The sequence below is a fragment of the Curtobacterium sp. MCBA15_013 genome (assembly GCF_001865095.1).
In the GTDB taxonomy this organism is placed as follows: Bacteria; Actinomycetota; Actinomycetes; order Actinomycetales; family Microbacteriaceae; genus Curtobacterium.
On the sequence record NZ_MJGQ01000006.1, the window covers coordinates 81,518 to 94,257 of the forward strand.

Annotated in this window: 9 protein-coding genes and 2 pseudogenes; 2 read left to right on the top strand and 9 right to left on the bottom strand. The window is 66.6% G+C overall.

The genetic code is table 11. The annotated features are described in order from the left end of the window. Positions 1 to 31: 31 nt before the first annotated feature. Positions 32 to 283, bottom strand: a pseudogene (locus tag BIV01_RS04510) (HNH endonuclease); the annotation flags it as partial. A 228-nt stretch (positions 284 to 511) separates the two neighbouring features. Here BIV01_RS04510 and BIV01_RS18885 point away from each other — a divergent pair. Then, positions 512 to 1,267 carry an RCC1 domain-containing protein gene (locus BIV01_RS18885; protein WP_254791778.1) on the top strand — a complete coding sequence of 252 codons (756 nt, stop codon included), beginning with the start codon at positions 512 to 514 and terminating at the stop codon, positions 1,265 to 1,267. A gap of 395 nt (positions 1,268 to 1,662) precedes the next feature. Here BIV01_RS18885 and BIV01_RS04520 read toward each other — a convergent pair whose 3' ends face one another. The 8 genes and pseudogenes from BIV01_RS04520 to BIV01_RS04560 form a co-directional block, all read right to left on the bottom strand. Beyond that, on the bottom strand, positions 1,663 to 2,319 hold the full coding sequence (locus tag BIV01_RS04520) for an HAD family hydrolase (protein WP_071302077.1): 657 nt from the start codon (positions 2,317 to 2,319) through the stop codon (positions 1,663 to 1,665). Between the two features lie 269 nt (positions 2,320 to 2,588). Next, on the bottom strand, positions 2,589 to 4,016 hold the full coding sequence (locus tag BIV01_RS04525; RefSeq protein ID WP_139199208.1) for a hypothetical protein: 1,428 nt from the start codon (positions 4,014 to 4,016) through the stop codon (positions 2,589 to 2,591). 568 nt (positions 4,017 to 4,584) lie between these two features. Continuing rightward, positions 4,585 to 7,062, bottom strand: coding sequence for a site-specific integrase (locus BIV01_RS04535; protein ID WP_139199209.1), 2,478 nt, complete (start codon positions 7,060 to 7,062; stop codon positions 4,585 to 4,587). Further along, complete coding sequence (locus BIV01_RS04540; RefSeq protein ID WP_071302081.1) at positions 7,059 to 8,225, bottom strand: tyrosine-type recombinase/integrase; 1,167 nt, start codon at positions 8,223 to 8,225, stop codon at positions 7,059 to 7,061. The genes BIV01_RS04535 and BIV01_RS04540 overlap by 4 nt, the downstream gene beginning before the upstream one ends. A gap of 57 nt (positions 8,226 to 8,282) precedes the next feature. Continuing rightward, the gene (locus BIV01_RS04545) at positions 8,283 to 8,786 is read right to left on the bottom strand and encodes an HNH endonuclease (RefSeq protein ID WP_254791779.1); all 504 of its coding nucleotides are present in this window, start codon (positions 8,784 to 8,786) and stop codon (positions 8,283 to 8,285) included. Positions 8,787 to 8,878: 92 nt separating this feature from the next. Further along, positions 8,879 to 9,127, bottom strand: a pseudogene (locus BIV01_RS04550) (HNH endonuclease); the annotation flags it as partial. A 355-nt stretch (positions 9,128 to 9,482) separates the two neighbouring features. Then, positions 9,483 to 10,418, bottom strand: coding sequence for a C40 family peptidase (locus tag BIV01_RS20330; RefSeq protein ID WP_071294899.1), 936 nt, complete (start codon positions 10,416 to 10,418; stop codon positions 9,483 to 9,485). A 272-nt stretch (positions 10,419 to 10,690) separates the two neighbouring features. Beyond that, entirely contained in the window at positions 10,691 to 11,386 is a 696-nt protein-coding gene (locus tag BIV01_RS04560) for a metal-dependent transcriptional regulator (protein ID WP_022906596.1), read from the bottom strand. Positions 11,387 to 11,572: 186 nt separating this feature from the next. Between BIV01_RS04560 and serC the strand changes: the two genes are divergently transcribed. Beyond that, positions 11,573 to 12,688, top strand: coding sequence for a phosphoserine transaminase (serC, locus tag BIV01_RS04565; protein WP_071302082.1), 1,116 nt, complete (start codon positions 11,573 to 11,575; stop codon positions 12,686 to 12,688). The last annotated feature ends 52 nt before the right edge of the window (positions 12,689 to 12,740 follow it).

Here is a 12,740-nt window from a genome sequence, read left to right on the forward strand (position 1 = left end):
GGTCCGTCACGGCGTCAGCCGCACGGTACCGCTACGCGGCCACCAGGTACTCGTCCCACTCGGACTGCGGACGCTCGATGCCCCGCACCACCCACGAGGAGCCGTGCGGCGCCTTCGGGCGGAAGCGGAGCCGCCACCCCATCTCCTGCGGGGTGCGGTCGCCCTTGGTGTTGTTGCACGCCAGGCAGCAGGCGACGAGGTTCTCCCACGAGTCCTCGCCCCCGCGCGAGCGAGGCTGCACGTGGTCGATCGTGGTGGCGTGCCGATCGCAGTACGCGCATTGTCTGAACTAACGGCCGGGCGCTCGTCTGCCGTCCCAACAGTCTTCGAGGTGTCCCGTAAGACGATGCACAAACGGACGGTCAGCGACGCCGCCATGATGAGATGCATGCCCGCACAAAGAAGCGACGTCGGCCCTGCGGTTATCGCTGCCGGTCGGCGTCACTCGATCGGAGTCCGCTGGGACGGGACGGTGTTAGCCGCCGGGGACCCTCACGCGGAGGAGTGCCACGTGCAGACCTGGAAGCACGTCGTCAGCGTCGCGGTCGGGAACGTTCACACCGCACCGAACACGGGACGTTCTCACACCGTCGCTCTCACCGCCCACGGCACCCTCCTCGCGACCGGGTGGAACGGAGACGGCCAGTGTGACGTCAGCTCGTGGACGGGAGCTATCGCTGTCGCCGCGGGCTGGCGGCGGACCGTCGCGGTCTTGGAAGACGGCACAGCACGAGCCGCGGGCCGTCCGAACGAGGGTGCGTGCGACGTCGAGTCTTGGACCGACCTTCGAGGCGTGGCTGCGGGTGACTGGCACTCGGTCGGGCTCAGGGGAGACGGCACCGTCCTGGCCGTTGGTAACAACCGCCGAGGACAGTGTGACGTCACCGATTGGTCGGGCGTGCAAGCCGTGGCCGCGGGCTACCTTCATACGATCGCCCTGACTGAGCGGGGGACGGTTCTCGGTGTGGGTGACCACGCGGCCGGCATCGGTGACCTCGCTCGTTGGAGGAACGTGGTCGCGATCGCGGCCGGCAGTCACCATACGGTCGGTGTGACGGCTGACGGTCGGGTGCTTGCCACCGGTGACAACTCGCACGGTCAGTGCAACGTCGACCGTTGGCGTGACGTCGTGCAGGTTTCCGCTGGTTCACAACACACGCTCGCGCTGCGCACAGACGGGCGCGTTCTCGCGTCAGGAAGCAAGAACGCCGGTCAGTGCGAAGTCGCCGACTGGCTGCTCACTGAGCCGGACGGACCGTCTCGATAGCCGATCGTCCATCGAGACGGGTACGTGGTCTTGGAAATCAGCGTGCAGGTCGGAGGAAGATCAAACGATGCGAGTCCTGCGGATCAGAGGAGGGGCTTCCCTCGGTGTCTCGCCGAGTCAAGAAGCAGCGTGGCCTGACCTAGCGGCTGCCGCAGTCGAGGCGGTGCGCGACGGCCTGCACCCGGTGCCCGTTGTCTGGTTCACGACCGACACGGGCGCCTCCGGAAGCATCCCCGTGCATCCTCGTGTCGCAATTGACTTCGTGGACGATGACGAACCCGCCCAGTTCCTCGGCGCAGTGACTCAGATGGATCCGAGGCGGAACCCGCAGGCTGAGCAGTCCCAGTAGCCGATCGGTTGCCGGCGCCCCTCGAATCACACTCGACTGCGCCTAGTCAAGACGGAGCTAGTGTCTCGGCTGGCCGTCCGGCGACCATCGCGTCGGTGAGTTCAACCAGGGTGTTCAGTCGCAGGTCCGCGAGGCGTGCTTCCGGTCGTTGAGCGTGAAGGTGACCCCATGGGCCTCGCCGGATGAACCCGGTCCGCATGCCGGCAGCGCGTGCAGGGAGGACGTCGTTATCCAAGCGGTCACCGACGTAGAGGATCGCTCCCGGCTCGAGGCCAGCCTCCGCCACGACGCGGGTAAAGAACTCGGGCGACGGCTTCTGCACGCCCCATGCTGCGGAGGACGCCAAGAAGTCCGGTGAGAAGCCTGCCGCGCGAAGCTGCGCTTCCACTCCCGCCGGCTGATTTCCCGCAATCCCGACGACGAGGCCGCGCTCGTGGGCCGCACGAAGGCACGGCAGCGCGTCCGGATAGAGGTCTGCTTCCTCGATCAGCGCGCGCCCCGCGGGCTTCTCGACCCCGAGGAGCTCCCATACCCGGCGGTGGTCTTCACCGCGCGCGATCAGCGCGCCGAGCAGTCCCATCAAGGTGAACGGTGTGACGCCTGCAGCTTCCGCTTGTCTGGACCAGGCGCGCGACTCATCGACGAGCGTCTCGCCCACGTCGAAGACGACACCGAGGACTCCTGCGGGTAGCTCGATCGGCACACCGCGATCCTCCCACCCAAACCGGCTCCCCCAGCGAGCCCAGTGGTGTCCGATAGCCGGTCGTTCACCGCTACACCCCAGTTGCTGCCAGCGCCGGGCCTCGTTGGCCACTCGCGCCTGACCAGGGGTATTGCCGTATGCGTGTCCCGCAAAAAAGCCCGGTGAAGGGGCGATAAACGCTACACAGCCGAGGGTGCGGCGACGGTACCGCTTCGACGTTGACATCGACGTGCTGCGAGGAAGTAACTCGTTCAGGCTTTCGGAACCGATCACCGCGACCGACGGACGAGTAGTTCGGGGTGCGCGAGCACTTCGAGGAGCGCTAGCCAGGCGAGGTCGGTGATGCGTGGGTCGAGGGCTCCAGTGTGTGCGGCGAGTAGCGCTCGTGTGCGGGCGGTTGGGGTCTTGTCCATGCCGTGTTGGCTGTTCCGAAGCGCGGCGAGCCATTCACGCGCGGCGGTTGCGAGCGGCACGCGAACGTCGATGCCGTTCTTGTCGGGCAGCATGACGCCGGCGTCGCGCAGTCGGGACTTCATGAAGAAGCCGTCCTGCACGTCGCGCAGCGCCTCCACGGCAGCGTGTGCGCGTGGCAGAAGCACGGGATGGACTTCGGATGGGAGGTGTCGCTCGAGGTCTGCAACGACGGCTTCCATCTTGCTGAGGGTTGTCGCTCGGTCTCGTGTGAGCGTTCTGTTCAGGCCGGCGAGTGAATCGAGTGTGTGGAAGAGCGCAAGTCGGCGCGCGTGACCGTCCCGAGAACTGCCGATGGTCTGTACGGACCGGCAGAGCTGTTCGAACGCGAGGAGCCGTTCGACTGCTGAGGGTGGGTGGTACTGGCCGTCGACGACGTAGTTCGACGGCTGAGTCAGCTGGGAGAAGACGAGGTCGAGACGTTCAACCCACCAGGTGATCGCCGCTCGGTACGCGGCCGGAGAGATGTCCTGCACACCGTCGAGCGCTGCAATATGAGCTGACCGCTCGGACAGCTCTAAGAGGTCAAGGTCGAGCAGAGGCCGGGATGGGACGGCTTTGCCGAAGACGAGGACGATCACCCCTCCGGCGCGCGGCGCCGTGGTCGCCCATACATGCGGGCTGAGGCTCGTGACCAGGGGCTCGAGGTACGCGCCGAGGCCGATGTTGATGTCCTCCATCAGCTTCAGCGAGGACGAGAAGGTCTCCCCGGTGCTGGTTGGTTCCGGCGGACGTTCTCCCACATTCAGCATGGCTCGCGCGACCGCGTAGCGTCGTCCGAGCCGTTCGGTTGATTCGACCAGATACGCGGCCGCATCGGGGAGCACGGAGCTACGGAGGCCGACCACCGCATCTCGGAGAATTCCGGGGAGGTTTGCGGCACCTTCAGCGCCGATGATGAGTGTGCGGAACCCAGCCAGTGCTTGGACGAACTCCGTCGGATGCCGTTCCTGCATCGCGTGGTGAAGCCCGACGGCCGCCGCCCAGGACCCGGGTGCCGGGCCGAGCTCATCGAAGGCGCCGAGGCGGTCAACGACCCGTTGGTAACCGGCGAGGTTCTCCGGGTCGACGTCTAAGCCCACTCGAGATAGGCGAGTCAGGTTCGGCCGCGTTCCAGCGACGCTCTCAATGTTCCGCCCTGCAAAGTGGCCATCAACCTTGGTTAGTTCCCAGCCGACGAACTCCCCCATGTTCTCTGGAGCACCGCCGAGGAACCAGTCAGCCACATGAACGCGGACGGGATTGGCTCGCAACGAGCTCAGACCAAAGGATGCGCTGGGGGTAGCTGCTGGTTCAATTGTCGCCGCTTCTGTCGCCATCGTGTTGCCCCGCGCCTTCACCGTCCGACAGTCTGTACCACTGAGCACTTCGTCAGCACCACTCGAATGGTAGCTGTGGGCACCGACATGTCAGGGAATGGCGATACCCTCCGACCGTGCCCAGAACCTCTCGGAAGCGCCCGAACGAGCTGACGTCTGACTGGCCAGCGGCGCCGTCGGACGTGCTCGCCGGCGAGTACGCGCGTCGGTTCGCTGTGCGACTCCGCGACGTCATCGGGGATGGCAGCGTGCGTGCGCTGGGTCGCGACGCAGATGTCGCCCCGGGTGCCATTCGACGGATCATTGAGGGACAAACCTGGCCGGACTTGAGCACGATCGCGAAGCTCGAATCGACGCTCGGAGAGGTGCTGTGGCCCACCGGGGTGGAGGGCGTGCGCTACGAAACAACGACCGCTGGGAAGTCGTGGTGGCGGTCCTCCGAGAGCACAGCCGAGGCCGGCCGACGCTAAGCCGCTCACGCTGGCTGCCGAAGAGCAGGCATCCCAAGCGAGACCGACGCGGGTCTCGATGTCGCCGCCTCCATTTGCTTCAGCTTCTGCTCGGCTCCCGCGAGCGTGATCTTCAGAATCCCAATCTCGCCAACCCACCCTTGACGCTGAGCGGTCTCCAGGTCACGCTCGATGCTTGCTTTCTTCTGAACCAGCCGGTCCTTCCTGGCGGGGTTCACTCGAAGCATCGGACAGCGCAGGCATGCGTGCTCATGCACACAGGGAGTCCCGAACGCCCGGCCACACGACCCGAGTTCGAGTTCGCGCTTGTCGAAGTCGGCGTGGAACTCGTCCCATTCTTCGTCCGTCGGCTCCCGATACTCCGACTCCGGGCGTGCAGCGCGGCGGCGTTCGATGTACAGGCGGTGAGCGGTGAACACCTCCTCCGGGTACACCGCGGTGTAGCCCTCCGTGGTGTTCACAGAGCGGTGGCCGGCAAGCTTCGAGGCGATGTGAATGGGAAGCCCCGTAGCAACAATGTCGGTGAGGAAGAGCCGACGGAAGTCGTGAGGTTGGAACACGAGTGGCTCGCCGTCGGTGTCGAGCAGGCCCGCCGCGGTGGTAGCCAGTAGCAGTTGGTCCATCACCCAGCCCCGTTTGATGCTGCTTCTTCGCCCGTTAACGTCTCTCTGCATAAGCAGTGGCATCGGCGGAAGCGTCAGCCGCTCGTTGGAATCCCACCGCTCGAACGTTGGTACGCGGCCGTTCTTGTCCCGCACGCGCTCCAGGACGTCCGTCAGTACGTCAGCGAGGTCGGGCGAGATGAGCATGACCCGTTCTCGGTCAACCTTCGACGGCGCAATCTGCAGCAGTGGTAGGAGTTCACCTGTCGACGGGAGTCTGTACTGGGAAAGACTCGTGTGGGAAAGCTCTTCGAGCTCCTCGATGCGCATGCCGGTTTCCTTCAGGATTCCGACGATTGCCCACTGCCAGAAGGTGATGTCCTCAAGGTGACGGGCGTCGAACACTTGCCCGGTGTCGTGCCTCGTAACGAAAATGCGGCTGCCAGTTGCGTGCGGGCGGCGCCCCTGCTCGACTTTGCCGGACATGCGGGTTGTTCGCGTACACGAAACACCCTGGACAGTAAATGAGTCTCCGAGGCCGAGTGGAGAGGCTGCTTTCAGCGCTTCGGCGTACCAAGACCGTTGCGTTTCGACCGACTCCGCCAGCGCTTCGAGGAAAGGTAGACGCGCGCGCGTGCGGGCGTGACTCCGGGCTCGCTGGCGACTTGCTTCATTCGCGAGTAATCGCATGTCGTCGTTGCTGATGATGTTTGGCGCGGCATATTCGGCGAACCGTTCGGGCGACTGGTGCGCCCAGTCCGAGATGTCCCAGTAAAACGCTCGCACCGCTGCGTAGATCGATCCGACGTTCACGCGCTTCTGCCCTGCCCGACCGTGCCCAGGCTGGATGTACCGGACGCGCTCCTTCCACTCGACGACGACCTCAGGCGCTAGGCGCAGTGTGTCGACGCCCGGGTCGATTTGTTGTACGAGTGCCCAAAAGTTCTTCGCCAAGGTCGTGACGAGCCCGGTGAGAGTCGAGTAGTCGATGCTCGTGGAGCGTGCGCGAAGGTAGACGACGAGAAGGTCGCGGATGCGGCCGGGAGATATCTGCGTGCGGTCGACCAGCTGTTCAACGCTCAGCTGACCGACACGTTTCTGGTGCCCCCACACCATGGCTGCGCCGTCTTCGGGCATGAACTGAGCCCACGTGAGTGCGTCGTAAGTAGCTCCGGCCGGAGGTACCGGGAGGATCCGCGCTCCGATCGCGTACGCCTGCTCAACGTCCGCAATCTCGATGTCACCTATGGAGGGTGCACCGGTGTGCATCATGATTCTTGCCAGCTGCGGCAACGCGGCTTTTCGTACCCTCTCAGGATTCTTGGACCTCCGGCCGATTCCGGCCTGGAGCGCCGTAAACCCCTCGGGGTCTCGGGTGCTGAGGACGAACGGTGCCGCCTTCCGCATCGCGCTGACTTGATGGAATAGGAACTCATATGACGGCCGGATCAAGTCCACGGCGAAGGCCCACGTCAGCCCTGTTACCGCCAGACGCACCTCGTATCGTCGCCGTACAGCGCGACCTTTCAAGGAAATGAGCGCTTCGAACGGCGCCTGGGACTGTTCGATTTCGCTGTTGATCCAACGTTCCTGCCAGCTATTCCCAGTGACCTTCGCCAGCGCAGCGAGGGCCTCACGGAGGCGCTGCGTCGCATGCGTGCGCACCTGCCATGGAGCATCTCGCAGGAACGGCGTGGACCTTGCGTAGTCGAGAGCCTTCTCGATCGAACAATGCGTCCTGGGCCAGTCCACTGGCGTGGTCACTGTGTTCCCATTCTCTGCGGGCACTGCAGGCTGCGGCAGCGACAGTCGCCGAACCTTCCCGTGACTGTCGCTATACGGCCGAGTTCGATCGTCGTCGGTGAGGATCTCCGCGGTCACGCTGGCGGCCTCCCGAAGAGGGCGCGGCGCGCTTTGTCGCTGTACTGCAGCATCGGGCCTCGCGCGATGGGTTGCCGGCGTTCACCTCGAAGGTAGGCAGCGGCAGCTTCGAGTACTTCCTCTGGGCGCGCTTCGGTATAGATCTGAGTCGTGGTGATGAACCTGTGCCCGAGCAGTTCCTTCACCTGGGGCACGGTCATGTCGGACTCGTTCGCGAACCGATACGCAGCCGTATGCCGGAATACATGCATCGTGTGATTCGTGCCCGCTCGGTGCTGCGCGCGTCGGAGCGCGGCTCGGAATGCATGGTAGGTCAGCCGCCTGGACTGGCCGCGGAGCGTGCTCCACACCGGAACTCCCCATGGGAGTGGCCGGGTTCCGAGGTGCTTCCTAAGGAGCACGAAAGCCTCGGGTGATGCTGGCAGCCACTGCTCAGCGTTGGAGCCTTTGCGGCGGACCCTAATCCGTTGGCGACCCCAGTCGAGGTCCTCGCCGTTCATCCCGAGGAGTTCGCTAGCGCGGGCGCCGCTTGAAAGGAAAAACTCGACGATCGCTTCGTCTCGGGTGTGACGAAGGGAGGCCGTGAGATCGTCGGCCTCATCGTCCGTTAGTGCTTTCGGTGCAGTCCACGGGATCTTCTGCCGACCGTCCGCTCGCCTCGAGTGATCGAACGGCTGGCCGGGGTTGTGGTGCGCGTTGTTTCGCCCCACTGGCGGGACGGGGCTGATCGGTCCGTCGTGTTGTTCGTGGAACGTGTAGAAGGCCGCTAGGACTGCGATGCTGTGGGTGATCGTTCGCGGCGCGAAGCGTCCGCCAACGGCGGGGGCGCCTTCCTCGGATCGATGGCGCCAGTCGCCGCCATGCTTCGGCGTCGCCTGGCGCATCCAGAGGACGAAGTCATCGACCTCGGTCCGCGATGCTCTGTTCCACGGGATGCCAACCGCATGGAGGAATCGCCACCAGCGCAGGAGGTCCTGCGCGTAGGAGTACGGCGTTCGGGTTGACGCCCCGTTTGCGATGAGGTTGCGGAAGAACAGTTCGACGGCCGGCACTCGGCTGCCCGATGCGTCGGTGAAAACCACGCCGAGCACGTCAGCCGCGTCCCTCTTGGCTTTGCCCACAATCGGCAGGACGATCGTCCGAACGTCTCGAAACGGGCCCATTTCGCTCAAAGCAGAGTTCCTCGCGGCTGAGGTGCGTGACACATAGTGGGTACTCTATTACCCAGCGAGCGCCATGCGGGAGTGTTCCCACGGGTTCGTGAACTGGCTCCACTCAGGCTCTCGCCATCGCTTCCGGATGAGGCTGGCGGTGTTCGGGAGGGGCTGGTGGAGGTCGACGGCGAGCTTCCACCCGAGCTCGGACAGCAGCCGATCAGCTTTCCGGTTGTTGCAGCGGAAGCAGGCCACCACGACGTTGCCCCAGGAATGCTCCCCGCCGCGGGCCCGCGGGACCACGTGATCGAGTGTGTCGCCGTAGCCGAGGCAATACGCGCAGGTGTAGTCGTATGCCTCGAGCGCAGCCCGACGAGTGAGCGGAATCGGACGCCTCGGGATCTTCACGAAGTTTCGAAGAAGAACCACGCTCGGCTCAGCAACAGCTAGCTCAGCGCTGTGGAGCGTCTCCCTTCCGTCGAGCAGAACGCTGGCCTTCCCGTTCATCACGAGGGCGAGCGCACGTCGAGCTGCCACGACGGCAATCGGCTCGTAGCTGGCGTTGAGCACCAGGGTCCGGCTCATGCTGCGGCCGCCCGGGGCATTGCCGCGCACAGGAAGCGTGAACGCAATCGACGCCCTAGAGAAAGTTCAGTCAACAAGCACCGGTTGGCGTCCCGGCGGAGGACGCCCCGGCGCGACACCGGCACGAGTCTCGAGTGCGGGATGCGGACGTACCGGGTGAGGATGATGACGGACGGACGATCGTAGGTCGACGTCGACCCCGTGACCGGGTGGTCGAGGTCGGCGGCGACGATGGCGGCCTTCTGGTTCATGACCAGCACGAGGGCCCGACGGAACGAGATCACCGCGAGGGGCTCGTAACCGGCGTTGAGGACGAGAGTGCGCATGGGTTCCCTTCCGACGTGCCTGGACGGCTTCCAGGCTGTGCGGGTGCGTCGGACCGGGGTACCGCGCAGGTGACCTCCGCTCGCGCGAACGGCCCCTGAACCACGAAGAGCACCACCCGGATGGGCAGTGCTCAGGTCATGCAGGGGCGTGCTCGTGCACGCAGGCGGTGGTCGACCATATGTCGACGTGCGCGCGCCGACCCATGGTGCGGGTCGTGCGGAACGCTGACATGGGGTCTCCCTGCTCGGACCGTTCGGGCCGGTGCACGGTCAGGGTACGTCAGAAACCGGCCCGGCACGAGGGTGCACGGGCCGGTTCCGGCGATGTTCACGGGATCGATGCCCGCGGTACGGGTCAGATGCCGAAGCGCACGATGTGGTAGTCGCTGGTCCAGATCGGGCGGATCGACACGGAGCCACCGGGCTTCGGCGCGTCCATGATCATGCCGTTGCCCATGTAGAAGCCGTCGTGCGCCTCGTTGTTGAAGATGACGACGTCACCCGGCTGCGCCTCGGACTCGGGGATCGTGGTGCCGGCCTGGTCCTGCAGCGGCACGGAGTGCGCGAGGTTGATGCCGTACTGCGCGTACACGAACATGACGTAGCCCGAGCAGTCGAAGCCCGACGGGTCCGCGCCGCCGAAGACGTACGGGGTGCCGATGTACTGCTTGGCGGTGGCGACCACGGCCGGCAGCGAGAACGGGGTGTTCGCGGCGGTCGACGAGGCGACGTAGTCGGAGGCGCTCGGCCCCGTGTACGACGCGTACTGCGAGGCGGTCTGCGCACGCGCGGCCTGGGTGGCCGCGGCCTGCTCGGACGCCTGCTTCGCCGCGGCGTCGGCGGCCTTCTGCGCTGCCTCGGCGTCGAGCGTGGACTGCGCCGTCGCACCGTAGCCGTCGCGGCTCGTGCCGGCAAGGGCGACCGCGTCGGAGACGGAGAAGTTCTGGGCCTCGGTCGTGCGGACCTGGCGCTGCGCGGTCGCGGCGTCCGTCCCGGTCGACTGCTGCGTCGCGGCGAACGCCGGGGCGACCGCGACGGTGCCGAACATGCCCGCAGCCACGGTCAGGACGACCGGCGCGAGGAAGCGGCGCTTGCGGGCCGACGAGCTCGCCTTGGTGGAGGCGGCGGTACGCGCGGCCTGGGCGGCACGACGGCCGCCGGGGAGCGGAGCGTCGCGCACCGGGGTGACGGCGCGGGCTGCTCGGCGCGAGAGGGGGGCGTCGGTGGCGTTCGCGGTGTTCGTCGGGTTCGCGGGCGTCTGGTCGTCCGCGGCGGAACCGGTCTGCGTCAAGGGTGTCTCCGGCGTCTCGTCACCACTGCCAGCGGGGGTGATCGCCGACCGTGCAACCCCATCCGTTCGTCATCGTTTCCGATCGAGACAGGAGACGGGTTCGAGACGTCCTGTCACGGGTCCTGGGCCTCGTGGGTGGCCGGCGGACTCGTCGAGTGTACGTGCCGACCGTTACCTTGTCGAGATGAAACCGCCGCTTTGTAACGAATCGGTAAAGAAGCCCTGATCAGGCCACAGAAACACGCCCCGCCCCAGTTTCAGGGGCAGACAGGTCAGGAGCGCTCGATGTAGACGTGCTGCGCGACCTCGGTCGGGAGCTCGATGCCCGCGTCCTCGCCGTCGACGCGCACGGCGACGTAGGCCCCTGCGCGCTGCACGCTCGCGACCCGGCCGGGCATGACACCGGCGGACCGCAGCTGGTGGAGGAGCTCCGGTTCGAACTGCACGGGCTCGCCCAGGCGGCGGATGACCCCGGTCGCGACGGCGTCGGTGCCCTCGGTCGCGGCGACGATGTTCTGCACGCCGTCGAGGAAGCCGGGTGCGGCCGGGCCACCGATCTCGGCGAGACCCGGGATCGGGTTGCCGTACGGCGACTCGGTCGGGTTGCCGAGCATCTCGAGCAGACGGACCTCGACCTGCTCGCTCATCACGTGCTCCCAGCGGCATGCCTCGTCGTGGACGAACGCCCAGTCGAGACCGATGACGTCGGAGAGCAGACGCTCGGCGAGCCGGTGCTTGCGCATCACGTGCGTCGCGCGCGAGCGTCCTTCGTCGGTGAGTTCGAGGTGCCGGTCGCCCGAGACGACGACGAGTCCGTCGCGCTCCATGCGGGCGATGGTCTGCGAGACGGTGGGACCCGAGTGACCGAGGCGCTCCGAGATGCGGGCGCGCAGCGGCACGATCGCCTCTTCCTCGAGGTCGAGGATGGTGCGAAGGTACATCTCCGTGGTGTCGACGAGATCGGTCACGGTCCGCCTCTCATGTCTGGGCCCAGCGCGCCCCACCCTACTTGTTCGAGGCGACATGGAATGACCAACACTTGCAAGGTGCAAGAAAGTCCGTGCGCGATGGGGCCAGGAGGCGCGGCGTCGGCCCGCCCCGTCCGGCCGGTACACGGTCACTCGCGCTGGGATACCGCTCGTTAGGATCGGTGCATGGCAGACATCGTCATCCCCGCCGAACTCCTCCCGACCGATGGCCGATTCGGCTGCGGACCGTCCAAGATCCGTGGCGCGCAGCTCGAGTCCCTCGTGACCCGCGGCGCGACGATCCTCGGCACCTCCCACCGCCAGAAGCCCGTCAAGGACCTCGTGGGCAGCGTCCGCGCCGGCCTCGGCGACCTGTTCGACCTCCCAGAGGGCTACGAGGTCGTCCTCGGCAACGGCGGCTCGACCGCGTTCTGGGACGCCGCCGCGTTCGGGCTCATCGAGCGCCGGGCCGAGAACCTGTCCTTCGGCGAGTTCGGCTCGAAGTTCGCCAAGGCCGCCGGCGCCCCCTGGCTCGAGGCGCCGCACGTGGTGGAAGCCCCCGGCGGATCCCTCGCCCCGCTCGAGATCGTCGAGGGCGTGGACGTCTACGCCTACCCGCACAACGAGACCTCGACGGGTGTCATGGCGCCGGTCGTCCGCGCCGCCGGGGACGCCGGCGCCCTCACCGTCGTCGACGCCACGAGCGCCGCCGGTGGTGCCGCGTTCGACGTCAGCGCGACGGACGTCTACTACTTCGCCCCGCAGAAGAACTTCGCCTCGGACGGTGGCCTCTGGCTCGCGCTGTTCTCCCCCGCGGCGATCGAGCGTGTCGAGCGCATCGCCGCGAGCGGCCGGTACATCCCCGAGTTCCTCTCGCTCAAGAACGCCGTCGACAACTCGCGGCTGAACCAGACGCTGAACACCCCGGCGCTCGCGACCCTGATCCTCCTCGACGACCAGGTCCGCTGGATCAACGAGTCCGGCGGGCTCGCCTGGGCCGACACCCGCACGAAGACCTCGTCGTCGACGCTCTACGACTGGGCGGAGTCGGTCGACTACGCGACGCCGTTCGTGACCGACCCCGCAGCCCGGTCGCAGGTCGTCGCCACGATCGACCTCGACGACTCGATCGACGCCAAGGCCGTCGCCGCGACGCTGCGCCAGAACGGGATCGTCGACACGGAGCCGTACCGGAAGCTCGGCCGCAACCAGCTCCGCATCGCGACCTTCACGGCGATCGACCCGGACGACGTCGCGAAGCTCGTGCAGGCGATCGACTTCACGGTGAGCGCCCTGCGCTGACGCGGTCGGTCCGCACGACAGGAGGCGCGGTGCCAGCTGGCACCGCGCCTCC